This window comes from Streptomyces sp. NPDC048353, from assembly GCF_055587165.1.
Map to the genome: position 1 here is coordinate 236,117 of NZ_JBVJGU010000005.1, position 25,624 is coordinate 261,740.

The 25,624-nt window shown below is 69.6% G+C and carries 19 protein-coding genes; 12 read left to right on the plus strand and 7 right to left on the minus strand.

From position 1 onward, the window contains the following. The first annotated feature begins 118 nt into the window (after window positions 1–118). Entirely contained in the window at window positions 119–1,237 is a 1,119-nt protein-coding gene (locus ACZ6RC_RS19730; RefSeq protein ID WP_391139967.1) for a lipid II:glycine glycyltransferase FemX, read from the plus strand. Window positions 1,238–1,334: 97 nt separating this feature from the next. Then, entirely contained in the window at window positions 1,335–2,366 is a 1,032-nt protein-coding gene (locus ACZ6RC_RS19735; RefSeq protein ID WP_391139969.1) for an alanine racemase, read from the plus strand. A gap of 75 nt (window positions 2,367–2,441) precedes the next feature. On the opposite strand, the gene ACZ6RC_RS19740 is transcribed toward ACZ6RC_RS19735, so the two are convergent. Continuing rightward, window positions 2,442–3,923 carry a glycosyltransferase family 87 protein gene (locus ACZ6RC_RS19740; RefSeq protein ID WP_453616083.1) on the minus strand — a complete coding sequence of 494 codons (1,482 nt, stop codon included), beginning with the start codon at window positions 3,921–3,923 and terminating at the stop codon, window positions 2,442–2,444. Between the two features lie 112 nt (window positions 3,924–4,035). Beyond that, window positions 4,036–6,777 (minus strand): transglycosylase domain-containing protein, encoded by a 2,742-nt coding sequence (locus tag ACZ6RC_RS19745; protein ID WP_469584863.1) that lies wholly within the window; start codon window positions 6,775–6,777, stop codon window positions 4,036–4,038. A 369-nt stretch (window positions 6,778–7,146) separates the two neighbouring features. Between ACZ6RC_RS19745 and ACZ6RC_RS19750 the strand changes: the two genes are divergently transcribed. The 3 genes from ACZ6RC_RS19750 to ACZ6RC_RS19760 all read left to right on the plus strand — a co-directional run bounded on the left by ACZ6RC_RS19750 (window position 7,147) and on the right by ACZ6RC_RS19760 (window position 10,303). Further along, the gene (locus tag ACZ6RC_RS19750) at window positions 7,147–7,836 is read left to right on the plus strand and encodes a PadR family transcriptional regulator (protein WP_391139975.1); all 690 of its coding nucleotides are present in this window, start codon (window positions 7,147–7,149) and stop codon (window positions 7,834–7,836) included. Between the two features lie 49 nt (window positions 7,837–7,885). Further along, window positions 7,886–8,968 (plus strand): inositol-3-phosphate synthase, encoded by a 1,083-nt coding sequence (locus ACZ6RC_RS19755; RefSeq protein WP_453616078.1) that lies wholly within the window; start codon window positions 7,886–7,888, stop codon window positions 8,966–8,968. Window positions 8,969–9,040: 72 nt separating this feature from the next. Then, entirely contained in the window at window positions 9,041–10,303 is a 1,263-nt protein-coding gene (locus ACZ6RC_RS19760; protein ID WP_469584867.1) for an MFS transporter, read from the plus strand. 103 nt (window positions 10,304–10,406) lie between these two features. Here ACZ6RC_RS19760 and ACZ6RC_RS19765 read toward each other — a convergent pair whose 3' ends face one another. Beyond that, window positions 10,407–11,849, minus strand: coding sequence for a CCA tRNA nucleotidyltransferase (locus tag ACZ6RC_RS19765; RefSeq protein WP_469584869.1), 1,443 nt, complete (start codon window positions 11,847–11,849; stop codon window positions 10,407–10,409). Window positions 11,850–12,030: 181 nt separating this feature from the next. On the opposite strand from ACZ6RC_RS19765, the gene ACZ6RC_RS19770 reads away from it, so the two are divergent. The 7 genes from ACZ6RC_RS19770 (at window position 12,031) to trxA (ending at window position 21,516) form a co-directional block, all read left to right on the plus strand. Beyond that, window positions 12,031–14,316: a DUF6049 family protein gene (locus ACZ6RC_RS19770; protein WP_469584873.1), complete on the plus strand. Its 2,286-nt coding sequence runs from the start codon at window positions 12,031–12,033 to the stop codon at window positions 14,314–14,316. Window positions 14,317–14,361: 45 nt separating this feature from the next. After that, window positions 14,362–16,560 (plus strand): murein biosynthesis integral membrane protein MurJ, encoded by a 2,199-nt coding sequence (gene murJ, locus ACZ6RC_RS19775; protein ID WP_469584876.1) that lies wholly within the window; start codon window positions 14,362–14,364, stop codon window positions 16,558–16,560. Between the two features lie 117 nt (window positions 16,561–16,677). Further along, window positions 16,678–18,387, plus strand: coding sequence for a protein kinase family protein (locus ACZ6RC_RS19780; RefSeq protein WP_469584879.1), 1,710 nt, complete (start codon window positions 16,678–16,680; stop codon window positions 18,385–18,387). Window positions 18,388–18,436: 49 nt separating this feature from the next. Continuing rightward, a complete protein-coding gene (gene sigM, locus ACZ6RC_RS19785) occupies window positions 18,437–19,117 on the plus strand; it encodes an RNA polymerase sigma factor SigM (protein ID WP_453616443.1) in 681 nt (226 codons plus the stop codon). Further along, window positions 19,114–20,022, plus strand: a complete 909-nt coding sequence (locus tag ACZ6RC_RS19790; protein ID WP_469584882.1) for a hypothetical protein — start codon at window positions 19,114–19,116, stop codon at window positions 20,020–20,022. The genes sigM and ACZ6RC_RS19790 overlap by 4 nt, the downstream gene beginning before the upstream one ends. A 125-nt stretch (window positions 20,023–20,147) precedes the next feature. Continuing rightward, entirely contained in the window at window positions 20,148–21,122 is a 975-nt protein-coding gene (trxB, locus tag ACZ6RC_RS19795; protein ID WP_391139990.1) for a thioredoxin-disulfide reductase, read from the plus strand. Window positions 21,123–21,171: 49 nt separating this feature from the next. Beyond that, a complete protein-coding gene (trxA, locus tag ACZ6RC_RS19800; RefSeq protein WP_391139992.1) occupies window positions 21,172–21,516 on the plus strand; it encodes a thioredoxin in 345 nt (114 codons plus the stop codon). Between the two features lie 82 nt (window positions 21,517–21,598). Here trxA and ACZ6RC_RS19805 read toward each other — a convergent pair whose 3' ends face one another. From ACZ6RC_RS19805 to rsmG, 4 genes are all read right to left on the minus strand, one after another. Further along, window positions 21,599–22,216: a GNAT family N-acetyltransferase gene (locus ACZ6RC_RS19805; RefSeq protein ID WP_391139994.1), complete on the minus strand. Its 618-nt coding sequence runs from the start codon at window positions 22,214–22,216 to the stop codon at window positions 21,599–21,601. A 157-nt stretch (window positions 22,217–22,373) separates the two neighbouring features. Then, complete coding sequence (locus tag ACZ6RC_RS19810) at window positions 22,374–23,480, minus strand: ParB/RepB/Spo0J family partition protein (protein WP_391139996.1); 1,107 nt, start codon at window positions 23,478–23,480, stop codon at window positions 22,374–22,376. Beyond that, window positions 23,477–24,553 (minus strand): ParA family protein, encoded by a 1,077-nt coding sequence (locus ACZ6RC_RS19815; RefSeq protein WP_391139999.1) that lies wholly within the window; start codon window positions 24,551–24,553, stop codon window positions 23,477–23,479. Before ACZ6RC_RS19815 ends, ACZ6RC_RS19810 begins: the two co-directional genes overlap by 4 nt. A gap of 267 nt (window positions 24,554–24,820) precedes the next feature. Further along, window positions 24,821–25,537, minus strand: coding sequence for a 16S rRNA (guanine(527)-N(7))-methyltransferase RsmG (rsmG, locus tag ACZ6RC_RS19820; protein ID WP_391140001.1), 717 nt, complete (start codon window positions 25,535–25,537; stop codon window positions 24,821–24,823). Between the last annotated feature and the right edge of the window lie 87 nt (window positions 25,538–25,624).

The window sequence follows — 25,624 nt, forward strand, 5'->3', positions numbered from 1 at the left end:
CTCGACCTCCAGCCACGATCCACAGGCCAGTCGGGACGCTCCTCGGTCGCAGTAGGCTTCGGCGCGAGAGCCGGAGCCCCTGAACCGATGGGGACACACCTGCCGAGGAGCGCCCCGCATGAGCCTGACCCTTCGGACCATCAGCCGTGAGCAGCATCTGGCATTCATCCAGAGCCGCCCGTCGGCGAGCCACTGCCAGGTTCCGGCATGGGCCGATGTGAAGACCGAGTGGCGCTCGGAGAGCCTGGGTTGGTTCGACCCGTCCGGCGAGATCGTCGGAGCGGGACTGGTGCTCTACCGTCAGCTGCCGAAGATCAAGCGCTACTTGGCCTACCTGCCCGAGGGCCCGGTCATCAACTGGTACGCGCCGAACCTCGAGGACTGGCTGCAGCCGATGCTGGCCCACCTCAAGCAGCAGGGCGCCTTCTCGGTGAAGATGGGCCCCCCGGTGGTCATCCGCCGCTGGGACTCGGCCGCCATCAAGTCCGGCATCCAGGACCCGGACGTCAAGCGGCTGAAGGACGTCGAGGCCACGCACATCGAGCCGCGTGCCTTCGAAGTCTCCGACCGGCTGCGCAAGATGGGCTGGCAGCAGGGTGACGACGGCGGCGCCGGCTTCGGCGACGTGCAGCCCCGGTACGTCTTCCAGGTGCCGCTGGCCAACCGCTCCCTGGACGACGTCCTCAAGGGCTTCAACCAGCTGTGGCGCCGCAACATCAAGAAGGCCGACAAGGCCGGTGTCGAGGTCGTCCAGGGCGGCTACGAGGACCTCGCCGAGTGGCAGCGTCTGTACGAGATCACCGCGGTCCGCGACCACTTCCGGCCGCGTCCCCTCTCCTACTTCCAGCGCATGTGGACCGTCCTCAACAACGAGGACCCCAACCGCATGCGGCTGTACTTCGCGCGGCACGACGGCGTGAACCTCTCCGCCGCCACCATGCTGGTCGTCGGCGGCCACGTCTGGTACTCCTACGGCGCCTCCGACAACATCGGCCGCGAGGTCCGGCCCTCGAACGCGATGCAGTGGCGGATGCTCCGCGACGCCTACGCGATGGGCGCCACCGTCTACGACCTGCGCGGCATCTCCGACTCGCTCGACGAGACCGACCACCTCTTCGGCCTCATCCAGTTCAAGGTCGGCACCGGCGGCGAGGCGGTGGAGTACGTCGGCGAATGGGACTTCCCGCTGAACAAGCTGCTCCACAAGGCGCTCGACATCTACATGTCGCGCCGCTGACGCCTCCCCCGACGGTTGCGTAGTCTCGTACGTAATCTCGTCGGTGTCGTACATACCTCTGATACACCGCAGCCACCAGAAAGGTTCCGGGCCGGCCATGGCGCTCTCCCTCTACGTCGACACCGCGCGCTGGCGGGCGCACCAGAAGACCGTGATCGACCAGTTCCCCGGTCTGATCCCGGTCTGCAAGGGCAACGGCTACGGCTTCGGGCACGAGCGGCTGGCCGACGAGGCCGCGCGGTTCGGCGCGGACATGCTCGCGGTCGGCACCACGTACGAGGCGGCGAAGATCAAGGACTGGTTCGGCGGCGACCTGCTGGTCCTCACGCCGTTCCGCCGCGGCGAGGAGCCGGTGCCGCTGCCGGACCGGGTCATCCGCTCCGTCTCCTCCGTGGACGGTGTGCACGCTCTGGTGGGCGCCCGCGTGGTCATCGAGTGCATGAGCTCGATGAAGCGCCACGGCGTCCGCGAGGAGGACCTTCCCCGGCTGCACGCCGCCATCGAGGACGTACGGCTCGAAGGCTTCGCCCTGCACCTCCCCCTGGACCGCACGGACGGCACCGACGCGGTCGAGGAGGTCATCGGCTGGATGGACCGCCTGCGGGCCGCCCGGCTGCCCCTGCACACCATGTTCGTGAGCCACCTGCGCGCCGAGGAGCAGGCCCGGCTCCAGCAGCAGTTCCCGCAGACCCGGTTCCGGGCCCGCATCGGCACCCGGCTGTGGCTGGGCGACCACGAGGCGACGGAGTACCGCGGCGCCGTCCTGGACGTCACCCGCGTCGCCAAGGGCGACCGGTTCGGCTACCGCCAGCAGAAGGCCGCCTCCGAGGGCTGGCTGGTGGTCGTCGCGGGCGGTACGTCCCACGGCGTGGGCCTGGAGGCCCCCAAGGCGATGCACGGCGTGATGCCCCGGGCGAAGGGCGTGGCCCGCGCGGGCCTCGCGACCGTCAACCGGAACCTTTCTCCTTTCGTCTGGGCGGGCAAGCAGCGCTGGTTCGCCGAGCCGCCGCACATGCAGGTGTCGATCCTGTTCGTGCCGGCCGACGCCCAGGAGCCGAAGGTCGGGGACGAGCTGGTGGCGCATCTGCGGCACACCACGACCCAGTTCGACCGTCTCGTCGAGCGCTGATCAGGGATCCACGCACGCGCTGAGCCTCCGGGCCGCCTGCCCGTACGGGCGGGCGGCCCGCAGGCTTTCGCGGCCCTACTCCCGGGCCATGCCCCACTCCACCCGCGGGCCTTCCACCATCGAGGCCGCGTGGCGGGCCGGATGCGCCGCCCTGCCCATGACGAAAACGTCCTCGGCGCCGTCCAGGACGCCCCCGGAGGGGTCGTCGGAGCCGTCCTGCCGTACGACGTCCCGCTCGGGCGCCAGGATGTCGCGGACGACGACCGCGCAGAAGAAGAGCGTGCCGAGCAGGTGCAGCACGACGGCGAAGTGGTAGCCGTCCGTCGGCAGGCCCTGCTTGTTGCCGCTGGTGGTGAAGGCCAGGTACATCCAGATGCTCAGGAAGTACATGACCTCGCACGCCTGCCAGATCAGGAAGTCCCGCCAGCGCGGCCGGGCCAGCGCCGCGAGCGGGATGAGCCACAGCACGTACTGCGGCGAGTACACCTTGTTGACCAGGACGAACGCCGCCACGACCAGGAAGGCGAGCTGGACGAAGCGGGGCCGGCGCGGAGCGGTGAGGGCCAGGGCGGCGATCCCGCCGCAGGCCAGCAGCATGAGCAGCGCCGCGGAGACGTTGGCCGTCTCGGGCGTGATGGGCTCGCCGGTCCGCTGGCTGAGCAGCAGCCACACCGACCCGAAGTCGACGTTTCGTTCCTGGCTGAAGGTGTAGAACTGCTTCCACCCCTCGGGCGCGAGGAGCATGACCGGCAGGTTCACCGCGAACCAGGCGCCGCCCGCGCCGAGCAGGGCGGCGCCGTACTCCCGCCACTTCCCGGCCCGCCAGCAGAGCAGCAGCAGAGCGCCGAGCAGGAACACGGGGTACAGCTTCGCCGCGGTGGCCAGGCCGATGAAGATGCCGAAGGCGAGGCTCCGGCCGCGTGACCACATCAGCACGGCGACGGACGTCAGCGCGACGGCGAGCAGGTCCCAGTTGATGGTGGCCGTCAGGGCGAACGCGGGTGCCAGGGCGACGAGCAGCCCGTCCCAGGGGCGGCGGCGGTGCGTCCGGGCGACACACACGGCCAGGACGGCGGCGCAGACCAGGAGCATGGCCGAGTTGATCATCCAGTAGGTCTGCTCGCGGTGCATCAGGTCGGCGCCGTCGGGCGTCAGCCAGGCCGCGACCTCCATGAACAGGCCGGTCAGGACCGGGTACTCCAGGAACTCTATGTCGCCGCTCAGCCGGTCGAAGTAGGGAATCAGCCCCTCGGAGAAGCCCCGCCCCACGAAGAGGTGAGGGATGTCCGAGTAGCAGGCATGGGTGTACTGCGAGGTGGTGCCGCGGAACCAGGCCCAGTCGTAACAGGGGACCTTCTGCACCATGCCGAGCGCAAACATCCCGATGGCCACCAGGGCGATCACCCGGACCGGCGTGAGGGCGCTCGTGCCGAACCGGGCGAACCGGCCGGCCGGCCCGCCGATCAGCTCGCTGCCCGCGGCGGCGACGTCGTCCCGCCGCGTAGGGCACACCACCGCCCGGTCCCGCGGCGGAGTCGTCTTCTGGAGGCTCGGCATGGGGACATCCTGCCGTACCCGCCCGCGGAAACGGCGAGGGCCGCCGCGCCCGGCACCGTACGGAGGTACGGAGCGGGTGCGGCGGCCCTCAGGGCGCCTGCCGGCGAGCGGATCAGTCGCCGCCGCCGAGCCAGCCGTTGGCTCCCCCGGCCGGCCGGCCGCCGCCGCTTTCGCCGTCGCTGGCCGAGGGTGTGGGCTGCGTGGGAGTCCCCCCGGTGTTCCCGCCGCCCTGGGTGGTTCCCTGGTTCTCGTTGCCCTTGGTGGTCTCGCCGTTCTCTCCGCCGGCGGTGTCGCACGGCCAGTCCCACACGCTGCAGGAGTCCTCCGGGTCCGGCGACTTGCTCGGCGTGGAGGACGGCGTCGTCGAAGGGGTGGGGGACGACTGGGTGGGGGAGGGGGTCGTCGAAGGCGTCGGCGTCGGGCTGGTGAGGCCGCCACCGAAGACGGGCTCGGCCGACTCGAGGTTCTCCGGCTCCGGGAACGACTCGGATTCCGTGCCCTTGAGGGCATCGGTCATGTAGTCGTTCCAGATCCGCGAGGGGAACGACGAGCCGTGGATCTTGGGCTGGGCGCCCGTACCGAACATCGACTCGAACTTGCGCTTGGTGTTCGTCTCGTCGTCGTCGAACCGGTACATGTCGATCGCCGTCGAGAGCTGCGGGGTGTAGCCCACGAACCAGGCGGAGTTGTTGCCGTCGGTGGTACCGGTCTTGCCGGCCACGTCACGGCCCTCGATGGCGGCCTTCCGGCCGGTTCCCTTCGGGTTCTCGACCACGTCCCGCAGCACGTCGGTGACGTTGCTCGCGATGGCGGTCGAGAAGGCGCGCTCGGGCTTGGCCTTGTGCTCGTAGATGACCGCCCCCTTCTTCTTGACCTGCTTGACGGAGAAGACGTCGTTGCGCTCACCGTTGTTCGCGAAGGTCGCGTAGGCGCCGGCCATGCGGATCGCGCTCGGGTCGGAGATACCGAGGGAGAACGACGGCACATCGGCCTTCACCAGCGAGCTCTCGCGCAGGCCGGCCTTGACGGCCGTCTCGCGGACCTTGTCGATGCCGATGTCCATGCCGAGCTGGACGTACGGCGAGTTGGCCGAGCGGATCATCGCCTCGCGCAGGCTCATCTCCTGGTAGCTCGCGTCGTCGTCATTGACCTGGAGCCACTCCTCGCCGTTCTCGTTGTGCCAGACGGTGCCGTCGTAGTTCTTGATCCGCAGCTTGTTCTTGCCGGAGTAGCGGCTCTTGTCCGGGTCGACGATCGTGCGGGTGGAGGCGTCCTGGACCTTGCCCTTGCGCGGGTCCCGTACGCCGTACTCCATCGCCGCGGCCAGCACGAACGGCTTGAAGGTCGAGCCCACCTGGGCGCCGGTCTGGTCGGCGTTGTTGGTGAAGTGCTTGGTGGCGTCCGTACCGCCGTAGATGGCGACGATCTCGCCCGTCTTGGGGTTCACCGATGCCCCGCCGAACTGGACGTGCGTGTCGGTCTTCGGCCGCTTCTTCGGATCGATGTGCTCGGCGTAGACCTTCTTGATCGACGCTTCGAGCGCGTTGACCTTCTTCTTGTCGAAGGTCGTGTGGATCTCGTAGCCGCCCTCGGCGAGCTTCTTCTCGTCGATGTCCGGGTAGCTGTTGATGAAGTTGGCCTTCGCCGTGCTGACCAGGTAGCCGATCTGGCCGGTCAGCGCCGCGTTCTTCTTCGGCGGCTGCACCTTCGGGAACCTCGGGTACTTCGCCCGCTCCTCCGCCGGGAGGCTTCCGTCCTTGACCATCTCGTCGAGGATCCAGCCCCAGCGCTCGTTGGCGCGCTTGAGGTTCGCCTCCGGCGTCGCGGCCGGGTCGATCTCGCGCGAGCCCGCCGGGTCGTAGTAGGTCGCGCCCTTGAGCAGCGAGGCCAGGAAGGCCGACTCGCTGACGTTGAGGTGCCGGGCGTCCTTGCCGAAGTACGTACGGGCCGCGGCCTGGATGCCGTAGGCACCCCGTCCGTAGTACGCGGTGTTCAGGTAGCCCGCCATGATCTCGGGCTTCTCCATGTCGGTCCCGACCTTTATGGAGATGAACAGCTCCTTCACCTTTCGGCTCAGGGTCTGCGACTGGTCGGCGAGCAGGTTGTTCTTCACGTACTGCTGGGTGATGGTCGAGCCGCCCTGGGTCTCGCCGCCCTTGGCCATGTTCCACACGGCGCGCGCGATACCCATCGGGTCGACGCCCGAGTCGTCGCGGAACGTCTTGTTCTCGGCGGAGATGACCGCGTCCTGCATGTGCCGGGGGATCTGGTCGAGGCCGATGATCTGGCGGTTGACCTCGCCGCCGGTCGCGGCCATCTGGGAGCCGTCGGACCAGTAGTAGACGTTGTTCTGCGCCTTGGCTGCCAGGTCCTCGTTGGGCACGCCCACGACGGCGTAGCCGATCGCCGCCGCACCCATCAGGCTGCCGAAGAACGCCAGGAAGAGCCCTGTCACGAGCTTCCACGAGGGCATCCAGCGACGCCAGCCGTACTTGCCGTACCGCGGGTAGTCGATCAGCCTCTTCTTGCCCGGCGGACGGCCACCGCCCCGGCCCCGTCCGGGGCCGCCGCCCTCGCCGCCGCCCCCGCCGCCACGTCGGCCACCGCCGGGACCGGCCGGACCGCCGCCGTCGGGGGCACGCCGACGGCCGCCTCCCCGCTGTGCGGCACGGCGGGCCTCGGCCCGTCCGCCGTAAGGTCGGTCCTCTTCGTACCCGTACGAAGAGGCTCCCGTACTGTCATCCCGCGCCTGGGCCGACCTACGGCCCGTCGGCTGCTGGGCAGCTCGTCGGGCCGCCGCGCGGCCGCCACTGGGCGGCTGCGACTGCGGCATCTTGCGACGGTGCTCGCTCATCGAACGACTACTCCTCGGGCAGGCGCGTACGCCTGGAAGCGGCAGTTGAGTTCCGGTCCCCCCGAAATACGCGCGGACGAGCCCCATGGGAGGCACCTCCGCACCGCAGCACGTCACCCGGAGCACTGACGCCCCTCGGCATCGCTCGGTTCCCGGTGGTCTGCATGCCGCACAGACTACGCACGGCCAAAACCCGCCTAGGGCCGAAGTTCACCCCAAATCAGGCAGATCGCTTGCTGTGAATTGATGATGTGACGCCGGTCACGGCAGTCCCCCTTGTCGCATCCGGACCACCGTTCTATCGTCGGGATGTATCGAGTCGATACATCAGTACGGCATATAGAGTCCCGAGGGCGGAGGAGGCGACGGATGAGCAGGCGCTCAGGAATTCTCGAGTTCGCCGTCCTCGGTCTGTTGCGGGAAGCCCCCATGCACGGGTACGAGCTGCGCAAGCGGCTCAACACCTCGCTGGGGATCTTCCGCGCCTTCAGCTACGGGACGCTTTACCCCTGCCTCAAGACGCTGGTCGCCAACGGCTGGTTGATCGAGGAGCCGGGCAGCGCCCCCGAGGACGCTCTCGCCGCTTCACTCGCAGGGCGCCGCGCGAAGATCGTCTACCGGTTGACGGCGGAGGGGAAGGAGCACTTCGAAGAGCTCCTCTCCCACACCGGCCCGGACACCTGGGAGGACGAGCACTTCGCCGCCCGCTTCGCCTTCTTCGGGCAGACGGAGCGCGAGGTGCGGATGCGGGTACTGGAAGGCCGCCGCAGCCGGCTGGAGGAGCGCCTCGAGAAGATGCGCGCCTCTCTGGTCCGCACGCGCGAGCGCCTCGACGACTACACGCTTGAGCTGCAGCGCCACGGAATGGAGTCCGTGGAGCGCGAAGTGCGCTGGCTGAACGAGCTCATCGAAAGCGAGCGGGCGGGGCGGGATCAGCGATCCGGCCCCGACGCCCCCGAGGGCGCCGCTCAGCAGGACAACGATTCTGGAGAAACGGGCGGCCTGCCCCGGCACGGGGGCAGTACCCGGCCGGATCCGTCCGACGACACCGCCAAGTGAACCCCTGCGCCATGCAGGGATTCCACGATTACACAGGGAGCAACCGGAAATGGGTTCGGTTCGCGTAGCCATCGTCGGCGTGGGCAACTGCGCCGCCTCGCTGGTGCAGGGCGTCGAGTACTACAAGGACGCCGACCCGGCGGCCAAGGTGCCCGGCCTGATGCACGTCCAGTTCGGCGAGTACCACGTCGGTGACGTCGAGTTCGTCGCCGCGTTCGACGTCGACGCCAAGAAGGTCGGCCTCGACCTCTCGGACGCCATCGGCGCCAGCGAGAACAACACCATCAAGATCTGCGACGTGCCGAACAAGGGCGTCACCGTCCAGCGCGGCCACACCCTCGACGGTCTCGGCAAGTACTACCGCATGACGATCGAGGAGTCGGCCGAGGAGCCGGTCGACGTCGTCCAGGTCCTCAAGGACAAGCAGGTCGACGTTCTCGTCTGTTACCTGCCCGTGGGTTCCGAGGACGCCGCGAAGTTCTACGCGCAGTGCGCCATCGACGCCAAGGTCGCCTTCGTCAACGCCCTTCCGGTCTTCATCGCCGGCACCAAGGAGTGGGCGGACAAGTTCACCGAGGCGGGCGTCCCGATCGTCGGCGACGACATCAAGTCGCAGGTCGGCGCGACCATCACCCACCGGGTCATGGCGAAGCTGTTCGAGGACCGTGGTGTCCGTCTTGAGCGCACGATGCAGCTCAACGTCGGCGGCAACATGGACTTCAAGAACATGCTGGAGCGCGACCGTCTGGAGTCCAAGAAGATCTCCAAGACCCAGGCCGTCACCTCGCAGATCCCCGACCGTGAGCTGGGCGAGAAGAACGTCCACATCGGCCCGTCGGACTACGTGGCCTGGCTGGACGACCGCAAGTGGGCGTACGTCCGCCTCGAGGGCCGCGCCTTCGGTGACGTTCCGCTGAACCTCGAGTACAAGCTCGAGGTGTGGGACTCCCCGAACTCCGCCGGTGTCATCATCGACGCCCTGCGTGCCGCGAAGATCGCCAAGGACCGGGGCATCGGCGGCCCGATCCTCTCCGCGTCCTCGTACTTCATGAAGTCCCCGCCGGTTCAGTACTTCGACGACGAGGCCTACGCCAGCGTCGAGAAGTTCATCAAGGGCGAGGTCGAGCGCTAAGCACCGCCCGCACGACGCGGAGGGTCCCCGGGCTGTGCTCGGGGACCCTCCGCGTATGTGAGTCTTGCTGCCATGTCCGTCGTACGTGATCTGCGCGTACTCCTGCGCCTGACGAACTTCCGCCGCCTGCTCGCCGTCCGCCTGCTCTCCCAGTGCGCCGACGGCGTGTACCAGGTGGCGCTGGCCACGTACGTCGTCTTCTCCCCGGAGAAGCAGACCTCTCCCGCCGCCATCGCCTCGGCCATGGCCGTGCTCCTGCTCCCGTACTCCCTCATCGGCCCTTTCGCCGGCGTCCTCCTGGACCGGTGGCGCCGCCGACAGGTCTTCCTCTACGGAAACCTGCTCCGGACGGTGCTCGCCTGCGGTACGGCGCTGCTGATGCTCGCCTCCGTGCCGGAGTGGCTCTTCTACGCCTCCGCCCTCTCGGTGACGGCCGTGAACCGCTTCGTCCTGGCGGGGCTCTCCGCCTCGCTGCCGAGGGTCGTCGACGCCGAGCGGCTCGTCGTGGCCAACTCCCTCTCTCCGACCGCCGGCACTCTGGCCGCGACCCTGGGCGGCGGACTGGCCTTCGCGGTGCGGTTCGCCTCGGCGGACTCCGACGCCGCCGTGGTGGCGCTGGGGGCTGTCCTCTATCTTTGTGCGGCGCTCGCCTCCCTCCGAATGCCCCGCGACCTCCTCGGGCCCGACGCTGAGCTGGTACAGCCACGGCTCTCCGTCGCCCTCGCATCGACGGCACGCGGACTGCTGAGCGGCGTACGACACCTGGCCGAGCGGCGTCCCGCGGCCCACGCGCTGGCCGCCATGACGCTCGTACGCTTCTGCTACGGCGCTCTGACCGTCGCCGTACTGATGCTCTGCCGGTACGCCTGGAGCTCCACGGAGTCCGAAGGGCTCGCCCTGCTCGGCCTCGCACTCGGAATCTCCGGAGCGGGCTTCTTCGCGGCAGCGGTGATCTCGCCCTGGGCCGTCGGACGCCTCGGCCCCTTCGGATGGATGGCCGCCTGCACCGGATCGGCCGCCGTCCTCGCACCGGCCCTCGGCCTCTCCTTCGAACCGGTCCCCCTGCTGATCGCCGCCTTCGTCCTGGGCCTCATCACCCAGGGCACCAAGATCGCGACGGACACCGTGGTCCAGACGTCGGTCGACGACGGCTTCCGCGGGCGGGTCTTCTCGCTCTACGACGTGCTCTACAACGTCGCCTTCGTCGGCGCCGCCGGGGTGGCGGCGCTCATGCTTCCGCCGGACGGCGCCTCGGTGCCGCTCGTCGTCATGGTCGCGGGGGTCTACGCCGTGACCGCGCTCCTGCTCCTGCGTCGCTGCCGACGCCGGGCATAGCAAGGGGGTCATGTTTCACGTGAAACATGACCCCGCCCACCGCCGACCCCCCGCGACCACCCGACGCGGTCGATGTTTCACGTGAAACATCGACCGCGTCGACTCAGTCCTGTGCCGCCCACCACTCCTTGAGCGCGGCCACGGCCGCCTCACGCGCCATGGGGCCGTTCTCCAGCCGGAGCTCCAGCAGGAACTGATAGGCCCGTCCGACAGCGGGACCGGGCCGGATCCCCAGCAGCTCCTGGATCTGGTTGCCGTCCAGGTCGGGGCGGATGGCGTCCAGCTCCTCCTGCTCCTGGAGCTGTGCGATGCGCTCCTCCAGACCGTCGTACGCACGGGAGAGCGCACCCGCCTTGCGCTTGTTCCGCGTGGTGCAGTCGGAACGGGTCAGCTTGTGCAGCCGCGAGAGCAACGGGCCGGCGTCCCGCACATAGCGGCGCACCGCCGAGTCGGTCCACTCTCCGGTCCCGTAGCCATGGAAGCGCAGGTGCAGCTCCACCAGCCGCGAGACGTCCTTGATCATGTCGTTGGAGTACTTGAGGGCGATCATGCGCTTCTTGGTCATCTTCGCGCCGACTACCTCGTGGTGGTGGAACGAAACCCGACCGTCCTTCTCGAAGCGCCGGGTACGCGGCTTGCCGATGTCGTGGAGCAGAGCCGCCAGCCGCAGCACCAGGTCCGGACCGTCCTCCTCCAGGTCGATCGCCTGGTCGAGCACCGTCAGGGAGTGCTCATAGACGTCCTTGTGGCGGTGGTGCTCGTCGCTCTCCAGCCGCAGCGCCGGCAGCTCGGGCAGCACGTGATCGGCGAGTCCCGTGTCGACGAGCAGACCGAGGCCCTTCCGCGGGTGCGTCGAGAGGAGCAGCTTGTTGAGCTCGTCACGTACGCGCTCGGCGGAGACGATCTCCAAGCGGCCGGCCATCTCGGTCATCGCCGTGACAACCTCGGGCGCCACCTCGAAGTCCAGCTGGGCGGCGAAGCGGGCGGCGCGCATCATGCGCAGCGGGTCGTCGGAGAAGGACTCCTCGGGCGTGCCGGGCGTCCGCAGCACCCGCTCGGCGAGGTCCTCGAGGCCGCCGTGCGGGTCGATGAACTCCTTCGCCGGGAGCGCCACCGCCATGGCGTTGACCGTGAAGTCGCGCCGGACGAGGTCCTGCTCGATGGAGTCGCCGTAGGAGACCTCGGGCTTGCGCGAGGTGCGGTCGTACGCCTCGGAGCGGTACGTCGTGACCTCGATCTGGTAGCCGCTCTTCTGGCAGCCGACCGTGCCGAAGGCGATGCCGACCTCCCAGACCGCGTCCGCCCAGGGCCGGACGATCTTCAGCACATCGTCGGGGCGGGCATCGGTCGTGAAGTCGAGGTCGTTGCCGAGCCGGCCGAGCAACGCGTCCCGTACCGAGCCGCCGACCAGCGCGAGGCTGAACCCGGCCTCCTGGAAACGGAGCGCGAGGTCGTCGGCGACAGGGGACACACGCAGCAGTTCGCTGACCGCGCGGCGTTGCACCTGGCTCAGTGCAGTCGGGGTGTCTTCGTTGGCGTTCGGCACAACAGAAAAGGGTACGTGCCCCGGCTCGCCCCGGCGCCCCCGTTTTCACCGGGGCCCCCGCCCTCGCGGCGATCACCTGGAGCACTCCCCGGCACTTGGCCACAGCGTGCCTCGTTACCATGCGTGGACACAGCAACCGGGAACCACCGACACCACTGATACGACGAGGACGGGCGAACGCGTGGCCGAGGCGGCAGACATCCAGGGGACCGGTCCCTCACCTGCCCGCCGCTGGCTGCGGCGTGCGGCCTCCCTGATCGCCGGAACGCCCCTCCTGGCCGGAATCCTCGCGGGCCCGGTGGCGCCCCCGGCAGCGGCGGCCGAGGAGCCGAGCGGATCCAAGACGGTCAGTGTGTCCCTCGACACGCTCTCGCCGAGCGCGCCGCTGGAGAGCGACACCCTCACGGTCTCCGGCACGGTCACCAACCAGAGCAAGCAGGCCGTGACCGACGCCACCGTCGACCTCCGCGTCGGGCCCCGGATGACCAGCCGCAGCCAGATCGAGCAGGTCTCCGACCGCACCGGCTTCCGGCCGGGCGACGACCCGGCGCCTCTCGGCGGCACCTACGCCCTCAAGATCCCCCGCCTGGGAGCCGGACTCAGCCACGAGTTCAAGCTCTCCGTCCCGGTCGACAAGCTCGGGCTCAAGGACGGCGGCGTCTATCAGCTGGGGGTCTCCCTCACCGGCCGGACGCCGGCCCAGCCCAGTGGGCGCGTCCTCGGCATCGAGCGGACCTTCCTGCCCTACCAGCCCGAGGCCACCGAGAAGAGGACCCAGCTCACCTACCTCTGGCCCCTCATCTCCTCGGCCCGGGTGTCCGCGGAGACGGGTTCGGACGACCAGCAGACGCCGGTCTTCGAGAACGACGACCTGGCCGCCGAGCTCGCCCCCGGCGGGCGTCTCGAGCAGATGGTCGCGCTGGGCAAGGACCTCCCGGTCACCTGGGTCATCGACCCGGACCTGCTCGCCACCGTCGACGCCATGACCGGCAGCTACCGCGTCAAGAGCGGCGCCGCGACGGTGCCCGGCACGAACCAGGCGCTCGCCGAGCGATGGCTCGACCAACTGGAGAAGGCGGTGGCCGACCGCAAGGTCGTCGCCCTGCCGTTCGCCGACCCCGACATCGCCTCCCTGGCCCACCGCGGCAAGGACGTCCCCGGCTCGCTGAGCCACCTCCGGCTGGCCACGGAACTGGCGCAGACGACCGTGGAGACCACGCTCCACGTGACGCCCTCCACCGACTTCGCCTGGCCCGTCGACGGAGCCGTCGATCCCTCGATCATGGACGTCGCGACCTCGGCCGGCGCCCACAAGGTCATCGCCCGCAGCGACAGCTTCCGGGACGACCTTCCCTACACCCCCACGGCCGCGCGCGCCGTCGGCGGCGGCACCACCGCGGTCGTCAGCGACGCGTCCCTCTCGACCGCCTTCGAGGGCGATCTGATCCGCACCGGATCCGCCACGCGCGCCGTGCAGGAGTTCCTCGCCCAGTCGCTCGCCGTCACCCTGGAACAGCCCGACGAGCAGCGCAGCGTCGTGGTCGCCCCCCAGCGGATCCCGACGACCGCCCAGGCGCAGAGCATGGCGACCGCGCTCCGCGGGCTGGCGGCCCAGCGCTGGACGCAGCCCTCCGACCTCATCACGGCTGCCGCGACGAAGCCGGATCCGGACTCCGTGACCAAGGTGCCCAGCGCCTCCCGCTACCCGCAGCGCCTGCGGGCCCAGGAGCTGCCGGTCCAGGCCTTCCGCGACATGAAGGAGACGCGCGACGCGCTCGACGACTTCAAGGTCATCCTGAGCCAGCCGGACCGCGTGGTGACCCCCTTCGGCAATGCGATCAGCCGGGAGATGTCGACGTCCTGGCGGGGCGAGGCACCGGCGGCCTCGCTGTACCGGATCGAGGTCCGCGACTACCTCCGGGCCCTCACCGAAGAGGTGCAGCTGATCGACAAGTCGGACCTCATGCTCTCCGGACGCAGCGCCACCATCCCCGTCACCGTGCAGAACAAGCTGCTGCAGGGCGTGGATCATCTGGTGCTGCGGCTGACCTCCAGCAACAAGACTCGTCTGCAGATCGACGGCGCCGTCAGCTCCGAACGTCCGGTGAAGATCAACGGCGGACACAGCCAGTCGGTGAAGTTCACCGCATCGGCCAACGCCAACGGTCCGGTCCCGATGGAGGCCCAGCTCTTCACCGAGGACGGCAAGCCGTACGGCAAGCCGATGACCTTCACGGTGAAGGTCTCCGAGATCACCTCCACCGTGATGCTCGTCATCGCCGGTGGTGTGCTGCTGCTCGTCCTCGCCGGCGTACGGATGTACACCCAGCGCAAGCGCGCGGCCGCCGGCAACGCCGAAGCGGAACCCCCGGAGGGCGACGATCCCGGGCAGCCGAGTGACCCGACGCCGGACACCGGTCCCGAAAGCGGCGACCGGTCGGGCCCGGGTGAGAAAGTGGACCGTTGAGCGATGTCGTGGCCGGTCGGCCGGGGACGATGAGGTGGGGTAACCATGAACGCGCCGTACGACGGTGACCGCGGCCAGGGCGCGGGCGGCACCGAGCCGTCCGGCGGGACGCCCCCGGGCCCAGGCGGGGCGCCGGTTCCGCCTCCCCCGCAGCCGAGTCCCGATCCCTACGCCCAGGAGCCCTACGGGCAGGACCCCTACGTCCAGGACGCCTACGCGCACGACCCCTACCAGGCCCAGGACCTCTCCGCCCAGGACCCGGTGAACGAGGCGCTCTACGACCGGGCCGCGCACCCCCCGCCGCCCCCGGGCACCTATCAGGAACCCCAGCCGCTCTACCAGCAGCCGGCCGCGCCCGCGTATGCCCCGGACCCGAGGGTGTGGGCACAGACCCCGGCGCCCGAGCCCGACGGTCCCTCGCGCCACCTGCCCTACGGCGACGACGCCCGCACGGTCCAGTTCACCGGTGTGGACGACCTCGTCACCCGGGCCGGCGAGGAGGGCCCCGAGCCGGACGCCTTCGCGCACCTCTACCGGGACCAGCAGGCCCCCGGACAGGTGCCTCCGCCCGCTCCGGAGCCGCATCCGATGCCCGCCCCCGCCCCGAAGAAGTCCGGCCGTGCCTCCGGGCTGCTGAAGTCGAGCGCGGTGATGGCGGCCGGGACCCTGGTCTCGCGCCTCACCGGTTTCGTCCGCAGCCTCGTGATCACCGGCGCCCTCGGCGCCGCCCTCCTTGGCGACACCTTCACCATCGCGTACACCCTCCCGACGATGATCTACATCCTCACCGTCGGCGGGGGCCTCAACTCCGTCTTCGTTCCGCAGCTGGTCCGCGCGATGAAGAACGACGAGGACGGCGGAGAGGCGTACGCCAACCGCCTGCTCACCCTCGTCATGGTGGCCCTCGGCGCGATCGTGGCGCTCGCCGTCTTCGCGGCCCCGCTGCTGATCCGGCTGATGTCCAACACCATCGCCGACGACGCCGCCGCCAACAGCGTCGCCGTCACCTTCGCCCGCTACTGCCTGCCCACCATCTTCTTCATGGGCGTCCATGTGGTGATGGGTCAGATCCTCAACGCCCGGGGCAAGTTCGGCGCGATGATGTGGACCCCGGTCCTCAACAACATCGTCATGATCGTCACCTTCGGCCTCTTCATCTGGGTCTACGGCACCTCCGCCGAGTCCCAGATGGGTGTGCAGACCATCCCGGAGGACGGCATCCGGCTGCTGGGCATCGGCACCCTTCTCGGCCTGGCCGTCCAGGCGCTGGCGATGATCCCCTACCTCCGCGAGACGGGCTTCCGGTTCCGGCCCCGCTTCGACTGGAAGGGCCACGGCCTCGGCAAGACGGTCAAGCTCGCCAAGTGGACCGTGCTGTTCGTCCTCGCCAACCAGGCGGGTGTGCTGGTCGTGACCCAGCTCGCCACCGCCGCGGGCGAGGCGTCGGGCAAGAGCGGCGCGGGCTTCCTCGCCTACTCCAACGCCCAGCTGATCTGGGGCATGCCGCAGGCCATCATCACCGTCTCGGTCATGGCCGCGCTGCTGCCCCGCATCTCCCGTGCGGCCCACGACGACGACCCCGGCGCCGTCCGTGACGACATCTCGCAGGGACTGCGGAACTCCGCGGTCGCGATCGTCCCGGTCTCCTTCGCCTTCCTCGCCCTCGGCGTCCCGATGTGCACCCTGCTCTACGCCTCCAGCGGTGTCCAGGCCGCCCAGAGCATGGGCTTCATCCTCATGGCCTTCGGCCTCGGACTGATCCCGTACTCGGTGCAGTACGTCGTGCTCCGCGGCTTCTACGCCTACGAGGACACCCGGACGCCCTTCTACAACACGGTCATCGTCGCCGCCGTCAACGCGGCTGCCTCGGCCGCCTGTTACTTCGTTCTGCCGGCCCAGTGGGCCGTCGTCGGCATGGCCGCCTCCTACGGTCTCGCCTACGCCGTCGGGGTCGGCGTCGCCTGGCGCCGGCTGCGCAACCGCCTGGGCGGGGACCTGGACGGCGCCCATGTCATGCGAACCTATGCGCGGCTCTGCCTGGCCTCCCTGCCCGCCGCGATCGTGGCGGGGGCGGTCGGGTTCGGCCTCCTGAAGGTTCTCGGCGAGGATGCTCTGGGCTCGCTCGCGGCCCTCGTGGTCGGCGGTGTCGTCCTGCTCGGCGTCTTCTTCGTGGCGGCCAAGCGGATGCGGATCGCCGAGCTGAACTCCATGGTCGGTATGGTCCGGGGACGCCTCGGACGGTAGGAGATCCGTCCCGCACAACCATCGTCGGCCGCCGCGTGTCGTGCAGAGCGGCCGACTGTGGGCACAATTGGCTTGGCTGTTGGATGTGGCGCAACGGATGGGGAGGCAGGAACGACGGTGGCGGAACGTAGCACGGCTGCCGTCGACGTGGCCGACAACAGCGGTGACGACCCGCTGACCGCCAAGGCGGGCAAGGCCGCGACCGACGGGGTGGCGAAAGCGCAGGCGAAGGCGGAGAACTCCGCCGAAAACGCGGAGAACAAGGCCGACGATCGGCAGAACGGCGAACAGCCCTCCATCGAGACACCCGAGCTGCACAGCGGCCACAAACTGGCCAGGCGCTACCGCCTGGAGGAGTGCGTCACCCGTCTGGACGGTTTCAGCAGTTGGCGTGCCGTCGACGAGAAACTGCGGCGGGCGGTCGGCGTCCACCTCCTGCCCGCGGACCACCCACGAGCCCGTTCGGTGCTCGCGGCGGCCCGCTCCGCGGCGCTCCTCGGCGACCCCCGTTTCGTCCAGGTCCTCGACGCCGTCGAGGAGAACGACCTCGTGTACGTGGTGCACGAGTGGCTGCCCGACTCCACGGAACTCACCGCGCTCCTCGCGGTCGGCCCGCTGGAGCCGCACGACGCCTATCAGCTCGTCAGCCAGGTCTCCCAGGCGATGGCCGCGGCCCACCGCGAAGGCCTCGCCCACCTCCGCCTCACCCCGAGCGCCGTACTGCGCAGCTCCACCGGCCAGTACCGGATCCGCGGCCTCGCCGTGAACGCCGCCCTGCGGGGCATCAGCGCCGAACGGCCCCAGCGGACCGACACCGAGGCGATCGGAGCCCTGCTGTACGCCGCGCTGACCCAGCGCTGGCCGTACGACAGCGACGCCCACGGGCTCTCCGGCCTTCCCAAGGGCGTGGGCCTGCTCGCTCCCGACCAGGTACGGGCCGGGGTCCATCGCGGCCTGTCCGAGATCGCCATGCGAGCCCTCGCCAACGACGGGGCCACGGCCTCGCGCCAGGAGCCGCCCTGCACCACCCCGGACGAGCTGGCCAAGGCCGTGGCCGCCATGCCCCGCATCCGCCCGCCGGAGCCCGCGTTCCCCACCCCGCCGGAGTACCAGCGCACCACCTACCAGCAGGGCACGTACGGCCGCCCGGCGCAGCGCCCGGGCGCCCCGGTCCCGCCGCCGGTGGTCGTGCCGCCCGCTCCGCTGGAGAGCCGCACGGGCAGGGCCCTGAAGTGGGCCGTCTCCGCGCTGCTCATCGCCGCCCTGGGATTGGGCAGCTGGCAGATCGCGGACCGGCTGCTCGACCAGAAGAAGGGCACCGACACCCCGCAGAACACTCAGCCGCAGGACTCCACGGACGACGAGAAGGCACCGGCGGTCGGCAAGCCCGTCGCCATCGTCGACGCCCACGACTTCGATCCGCTGGGCAGCGGCTCGGAGAAGCCCGAGGGCATAAAGAACGCCTACGACGGCGACCCCAGCAGCTTCTGGAACACCGACGGTTACTACAGCGCGGACTTCGGGGAACTCAAGGAGGGCGTGGGCATGGTGCTCGACCTGGGGACGGCTCAGCAGGTCGGCTCCGTCGAGCTCTCCTTCGTGGGACAGACCTCGGTGGAACTGCGGACCGCTCCGGCCGGGGACACCACCGCACCAACCACACCGGACGGCTTCGCCACCCAGGTGTCCGGCTCCGGAACCAGCGTGACCCTGAAGGCCCCGAAGCCGGTGACGACGCGCTACGTTCTGATCTGGCTGACGAAGCTGCCCGCCAGCAGCGAGGGCAACTTCCGCGGCAAGATCTCAGACATCAAGATCACCAGCTGACGGCCGAAGGGGAGGGGGCTCACCGTTGGACGACGCCATATACGGCGACATGGACGACCAGGAACTCCTGGCGCGGCATGTGGCCGGTGAACCGGACGCCTTCGGTGAGCTCGTACGGCGCCACCGCGACCGCCTCTGGGCCGTCGCGCTGCGGACGCTGGGGGACCGCGAGGAAGCCGCTGACGCCGTCCAGGACGCCCTCGTCTCCGCCTTCCGGGCCGCCCACACCTTCCGCGGCCAGTCCGCGGTCACGACCTGGCTCCACCGCATCACGGTGAACGCCTGTCTCGACCGTGCCCGTAAAGCCGCCTCCCGCAAGACGTCTCCCATGGACGACACCGCCCGCTTCGAGCAGCTTCTCGAGCCCGCCGAGTCGGCCGAGGCGCCCGCCGAGCGCCAGGACCTTCACCGGGAGCTGCTGGCCGCCCTGGCCAAACTCCCGCAGGACCAGCGAGCGGCCCTCGTCCTCGTCGACATGCAGGGATACCCCGTGGCCGAAGCCGCCCGCATCCTGGAGGTGCCTGCCGGAACGGTGAAAAGCCGGTGCGCACGGGGCCGGGCGAAACTGCTGCCCATGGTCACTCATCTGCGCGCCGGCACGGTGGGTAACGAGGCAGCCGAGCGGGGAAGGAACCGGACGCCGGGGACATCCGTCCCACCGGTGGCGGGGCCAAGGGATACCGGACCGAACGGTCCGGCTGCTGTGAAGGGCGGAGGTGGGCGCGCGTGACATCCTCGACCGACACGACCCAGCACCCGGACGTCTCGGAGATTTCCGACCTCAACGAGGGGCTGCTCTCGCCGTCCCGCACATCGGTCGTACGGCGGCATATCGACGGTTGCCCCCTCTGTGCGGATGTACGCACCTCCCTGGAGGAGATCCGCGGGCTGCTGGGAACGCTGCCGGGTCCGCCCCGGATGCCTGCTGACATCGCCGGCCGTATCGACGCCGCCCTTGCGGCCGAGGCCCTGCTCGACGCCACGACTCCCGACGCGGACGACCATGTTTCACGTGAAACAGCGACCGCACCCCAGAAGTCGCCCGCTACCGCTCCAGCGGGCTCGGGCGGGGACCGGCCCGCCGGGCGTCCTCGGGCCGCCACCGGACCCGGCCGTCCGGGAAAGGCCGGCCGTCGCCGGACCGCGGCCCTTGGGGCTGCCTTCGGCGCCGTCGCCCTGGGGCTGAGCCTCTTCTTCGTCCAAGGCGGCGTCCAGACGCTCAGTGGCGACTCCGGCGACAAGCGGAGCGACGCAGCGGTCAGCGACACGGCCGCGTCCCGCTTCGACGGCGAGCCGGTCGAGACACGGGTCCAGGCCCTGCTGCAGCCGGACGCCACCCTGAGGGCCCCCAAGGACGGCAGCCCCGAGTCGATGTCCGCCGAGGGCGGCAACACTCCCAAGCGCACGCTCGCCGCAGCCATCCCCGCGTGCGTCAAGGCCGGCACCGGTCATCCGGACGCGCCTCTCGCCTTCCAGAAGGGCGACTACCAGGGAACGGCGGCCTACCTCCTCGTTCTCCCGGACCGGGCGGACCCCACTCAGGTGCAGGCATTCGTGCTGGACGCGTCCTGCGCGGACGGCGGCGGAGCGGACAAGGCCAAGGTCTTGTTGACGGACTCCTACCCTCGCTCCTGACGTACCGCTGTGCCGCGGGGCGAATTCGGGAATGCTCGACCCGTAGGATCCGTTGGGTGGGGTGAGAGTCACCGACCCGATCGCCCCGTAGCAGTAGGCAGTCTGCAGAGACGAGGAAGAAACCCGTGAGCGACGTCCGTAACGTGATCATCATCGGCTCCGGGCCCGCGGGTTACACCGCTGCGCTCTACACGGCGCGTGCGTCGCTGAAGCCGCTGGTCTTCGAGGGTGCTGTCACCGCTGGTGGTGCACTGATGAACACGACCGACGTGGAGAACTTCCCCGGCTTCCGTGACGGCATCATGGGCCCCGACCTGATGGACAACATGCGCGCCCAGGCCGAGCGCTTCGGCGCGGAGCTGGTCCCGGACGACGTCGTCGCCGTGGATCTGACCGGCGACGTGAAGACCGTCACCGACACCGCCGGCACCGTGCACCGCGCCAAGGCCGTCATCGTGACGACCGGCTCCCAGCACCGCAAGCTCGGGCTCCCGAACGAGGACACGCTCTCCGGTCGCGGTGTCTCCTGGTGCGCCACCTGCGACGGGTTCTTCTTCAAGGACCAGGACATCGCCGTCGTCGGCGGCGGCGACACCGCGATGGAGGAGGCGACGTTCCTCTCCCGCTTCGCCAAGTCCGTCACCATCGTCCACCGCCGTGACACCCTGCGCGCCTCCAAGGCGATGCAGGAGCGCGCCTTCGCTGACCCGAAGATCAAGTTCGCCTGGGACAGCGAGGTGGCGGAGATCCACGGCGACCAGAAGCTCTCCAGCCTCACCCTGCGGAACACCAAGACGGGCGAGACCAGCGAGCTCCCGGTCACCGGCCTCTTCATCGCCGTCGGCCACGACCCGCGTACCGAGCTGTTCAAGGGGCAGCTGGAGCTGGACGAAGAGGGCTACCTCAAGGTCGAGGCTCCGTCGACGCGGACCAACCTCCCCGGTGTCTTCGGCGCGGGTGACGTGGTCGACCACACCTACCGTCAGGCGATCACCGCCGCCGGTACGGGCTGCTCCTCCGCACTCGACGCCGAGCGCTTCCTGGCTGCCCTCGCCGACAGCGAGAAGCTCGCCGAGCCGGAGAAGACCCCCGCGGTCTGACCCTCCCCGCATCCCCCACCCCACACCCCGCGAAGTTAAGGAGGTCGCCGTGGCCGGCGCCCTGAAGAACGTGACCGACGCTTCCTTCGAGGACGATGTCCTCAAGAGCGACAAGCCCGTCCTGGTGGACTTCTGGGCCGCCTGGTGCGGTCCCTGCCGCCAGATCGCCCCGTCGCTTGAGGCCATCGCCGCCGAGCACGGTGAGATCGAGGTCGTGAAGCTGAACATCGACGAGAACCCGGCCACGGCTGCCAAGTACGGCGTCATGTCGATCCCGACGCTGAACGTGTACCAGAACGGCGAGGTCGTGAAGACCATCGTCGGTGCCAAGCCGAAGGCCGCGATCCTCCGTGACCTCGAGGAGTTCGTCTCCGACGAGGCGACCAAGGCCTGACGCCTTCGTTTCACGTGAAACACGAACGGCCCGTCCCTCTGGGGGCGGGCCGTTCGTCTGTCAGAGGTGCATCGCGGTCGTCCTACAGAGGGCGGAGCGCCGGTTCCTTCTGGACCGCGCCGAGGAGTCGGTCCAGTGCCAGCTCGACGTCCTCCTTCCAGGAGAGCGTCGTTCTCAGCTCCAGCCTCATCCGCGGGTGAGCCGGGTGGGGGCGGACGGTCTTGAACCCCACGGCCAGAAGGTGATCCGCCGGCAGCACACAAGCCGGTTCTTTCCAGTGGGCGTCTCCGAACGCCTCGATCGCCTTGAAGCCCCGCCGCAGCAGATCCTTGGCGACGGTCTGCACCATCGTCCGACCCAGCCCCTGCCCTTGGTAGCCGGGCATGATCAGGGCAGTGATCAGCTGCACCGAGTCCGGCGACACCGGGCTGGTGGGAAAAGCCAGAGAGCGCGGCACATAGGCCGGCGGGGCGTACAGCACGAAGCCGACGGGCACGTCATCGACATAGACGACGCGGCCGCACGATCCCCACTCCAGGAGCACGGCGGAGATCCAGGCTTCCTTCTCCAGCTCCGGCCGTCCCGACTCCACCGCGGCCTCGCCGCTGACGGGGTCGAGCTCCCAGAAGACACAGGAGCGACACCGCTGGGGGAGATCCGGAAGGTTGTCCAGCGTGAGCGGTACGAGCCGACGCCCCACGGCTGTTCCTCCCTTCCCTCGACCGACGCAGCACGGATACGCCCTCTCAGAATCGTATCGATGGGGCGATCAGGGCGATACCGTCCGCAGGCAAAGGGCGGGCCGTGTTCCGGCTTCACCGGAACACGGCCCGCCCTGGGGAGAAGCCGGGGACGGATCAGCCCTCGGTATCTTCCTCGCCCTGCTCGGAGTGGACTTGGTCGAGAACGCGGCCCTCGCCGGGGGCGAGGGTCGAGAGGATCCGGTCGAGATCGTCCACCGATGCGAACTCGACGACGATCTTGCCCTTCTTCTGACCGAGATCCACCTTCACCCGGGTCTCGAAGCGGTCCGAGAGCCGGGCGGCCAGGTCCGTGAGCGCCGGGGAGACACGGGCCCCCGCCCGCGGCCCCTTGGGCTTGGTCGTGGACGTGGGCTCCGAACCCATCAGCGTGACGATCTCCTCGACCGCCCGGACCGACAGCCCCTCGGCCACGATCCGGTACGCCAGCTTGTCCTGCGTCTCCGGGTCGTCCACCGAGAGCAGCGCGCGGGCATGGCCGGCCGAGAGGACACCGGCCGCGACCCGGCGCTGGACCGGGGGCGAGAGCCGCAGCAGCCGGAGCGTGTTGGAGACCTGGGGCCGTGAACGGCCGATCCGGTCGGCCAGCTGGTCATGCGTGCAGTTGAAGTCCTTGAGCAGCTGGTCGTAGGCGGCGGCCTCTTCCAGCGGGTTCAGCTGAGCCCGGTGGAGGTTCTCCAGGAGGGCATCCAGGAGAAGCTTCTCGTCGTCCGTGGCGCGCACGATCGCGGGGATGCGCTCCAGGCCGGCCTCCCGGCAGGCCCTCCACCGACGCTCTCCCATGATCAGTTCGTAGCGCTCGGCTCCGAGCTGACGCACGACGACGGGCTGCAGCAGACCGACCTCCTTGATGGAGGTGACCAGCTCCGCCAGTGCGTCCTCGTCGAAGACCTCACGAGGCTGGCGCGGGTTCGGCGTGATGAAGTCGAGCGGCAGCTCGGCGAAGTGGGCTCCGGCAGGGGAGTCCACCTCGGGGGTCGGCTCGGGCTCGACCGTCGGCACCACCGAGTCCGGGGACGACGGGCTCTGCGGAAGGGTCGCGACCTTCGCGGCGGCCACCCCACGCTCGGACGCCATGGAGGGGATGGCCCCCGGCGAGGTCGATCCCTGTCCCGCACCGACGGCCGGCGCCTGGCGCTCCTGGGGAGCAGCGGGGATCAGCGCACCGAGCCCACGCCCCAATCCTCTACGTCGCTCGCTCACTGGATCCCCTCCGACATGTTGCGCTGGCTGTTCTGGTGACCCGTGTGGGCCTGCTGGGCGTCGTAGTGGAGGCCGACCCCTCGCAGCGCGATCTCACGGGCAGCCTCGAGATACGACAGCGAACCACTGGAGCCCGGGTCGTAGGTGAGCACGGTCTGTCCGTAGCTCGGTGCTTCCGAGATGCGTACCGACCGCGGGATGCTGGTCCGCAGCACCTCCTCGCCGAAGTGGCTCCGCACCTCGTCGGCGACCTGGGAGGCGAGCCTCGTGCGGCCGTCGTACATGGTGAGCAGGATCGTCGAGACATGCAGCGTGGGGTTGAGGTGCCCCCGCACCAGGTCGACGTTCCGCAGGAGCTGGCCCAGTCCCTCCAGCGCGTAGTACTCGCACTGGATCGGGATCAGGACCTCGGCGCCCGCCACCATCGCGTTGACCGTCAACAGGCCGAGGGAGGGCGGGCAGTCGATCAGGATGTAGTCCAGCGGCTGCTCATACGCCTGGATCGCTCGCTGGAGTCGACTCTCCCGCGCCACCAGCGACACCAGCTCGATCTCCGCACCGGCGAGATCGATGGTGGCGGGGGCGCAGAAGAGGCCTTCGACGTCCGGGACGGGCTGTACCACTTCGGAGAGCGGCCTGCTCTCCACGAGGACGTCATAGATCGAGGGGACTTCCGCATGGTGGTCGATGCCCAGGGCCGTCGACGCGTTGCCCTGAGGGTCGAGGTCGATCACCAGGACCCGGGCGCCGTGCAGTGCGAGCGAAGCGGCGAGGTTGACCGTCGTGGTCGTCTTGCCGACGCCGCCCTTCTGGTTGGCGACCACCATCACGCGTGTCTGGGCAGGCCGAGGCAGGCCCTCTCCGGCACGTCCCAGTGCCTCTACCGCCAATTGGGCAGCACGGCCAATGGGGGTGTCGTCCATCGGGGGCGGTGTTTCACGTGAAACATCCTCCCCCGCCGATTCGGTTCGGGGACCGGGGACCGGATCGGTCATCGGTCCCGCGATGTTGGCGTTGGACCGCAAGGATTCACTCTCCTCGGCTTCAGGCTCGCGATGGACAGAGCCTGCCATGCTTTCGGGGTCGTGAACCAGCGAGGCCCGTGGTTCTGTGGACGATTCCACCTCTGTGGACAACCCCCTCACCCTTGAGGGGGGCTTCACCGGCGGTTTGCGGTCCCAGGGCGTGGCGGCCGCGCGACCGCGGCTGATGATCCCCTGCAGCAGTGAGCGACGTTTCACGTGAAACACGATGCACGCGCCGTCGACCCGGGACCGCTCGACACTCCGAAATACGTACGTATGGCAGCTTTTTAGGATCAGTTGCGCCCCACTGAGGGGTCAGCGGCGACGACGCGTACGGCTCGGGCGGGCGGCCTTGGCCCGCTTGGCGGCGAACCGCACACCGCCGGGGCTTTCCCCGACCTCCACCCGGACGACCGTCGACAGAGGATCCACGATCCCCTCACCGACCTGGAGCACCGAGGTCTCCACCACACCGAGCTTGGAGAGGGCGGCACGGGCGCCGATGATCTCCTCCTCGGCGGTGTCCCCCTTGAGGGCCAGCATCTCGCCGTACGGACGCAGCAGGGGAACGCCCCAGCCGGCCAGACGGTCCAGCGGGGCCACGGCCCGGGCCGTCACCACGTGCACCGGCGACAGCTTGCCGAGGACCTCTTCGGCCCGGCCGCGGACGACCGTCACATGGTCCAGGCCCAGCAGCTCCACGACCTCCTGCAGGAAGTTGGTGCGGCGCAGCAACGGCTCCAGGAGCGTGATCTTGAGATCAGGCCGGACCAGCGCCAGCGGGATGCCGGGCAGGCCGGCGCCCGAGCCGACATCGCAGACGGTGACGCCCTCGGGGACCACCTCGGAGAGCACCGCGCAGTTCAGCAGGTGGCGCTCCCACAGGCGAGGGACCTCGCGGGGCCCGATCAGCCCTCGCTTGACGCCCGCGTCCGCGAGGAGCTCCGCGTACCGGACGGCCTCCGCGTAGTACTCACCGAATACCGTCCGCGCCTGCTCAGGCGCGGGGGGAAGCTCCGCTGCCTCCGTCACGGGGAACCGTCCTTCCGTACCGCACGCGTACGTGCGAGCGCACTGTGGTGGCTGTTATCAGGCTGACAAAGATCGGCCCCGCCTGCG

Excerpts from the sequence above, each read along its gene's own strand:
- ACZ6RC_RS19750 (WP_391139975.1), top strand. The coding sequence starts at position 7,147 with ATGAGCAGGCGCTCAGGAATTCTCGAGTTCGCCGTCCTCGGTCTGTTG.
- ACZ6RC_RS19740 (WP_453616083.1), bottom strand. The coding sequence starts at position 3,923 with ATGCCGAGCCTCCAGAAGACGACTCCGCCGCGGGACCGGGCGGTGGTG.
- sigM (WP_453616443.1), top strand. The coding sequence starts at position 18,437 with ATGGACGACCAGGAACTCCTGGCGCGGCATGTGGCCGGTGAACCGGAC.
- murJ (WP_469584876.1), top strand. The coding sequence starts at position 14,362 with ATGAACGCGCCGTACGACGGTGACCGCGGCCAGGGCGCGGGCGGCACC.
- ACZ6RC_RS19735 (WP_391139969.1), top strand. The coding sequence starts at position 1,335 with ATGGCGCTCTCCCTCTACGTCGACACCGCGCGCTGGCGGGCGCACCAG.
- ACZ6RC_RS19760 (WP_469584867.1), top strand. The coding sequence starts at position 9,041 with ATGTCCGTCGTACGTGATCTGCGCGTACTCCTGCGCCTGACGAACTTC.
- ACZ6RC_RS19730 (WP_391139967.1), top strand. The coding sequence starts at position 119 with ATGAGCCTGACCCTTCGGACCATCAGCCGTGAGCAGCATCTGGCATTC.
- ACZ6RC_RS19815 (WP_391139999.1), bottom strand. The coding sequence starts at position 24,553 with ATGGCAGGCTCTGTCCATCGCGAGCCTGAAGCCGAGGAGAGTGAATCC.
- ACZ6RC_RS19755 (WP_453616078.1), top strand. The coding sequence starts at position 7,886 with ATGGGTTCGGTTCGCGTAGCCATCGTCGGCGTGGGCAACTGCGCCGCC.
- ACZ6RC_RS19745 (WP_469584863.1), bottom strand. The coding sequence starts at position 6,777 with ATGAGCGAGCACCGTCGCAAGATGCCGCAGTCGCAGCCGCCCAGTGGC.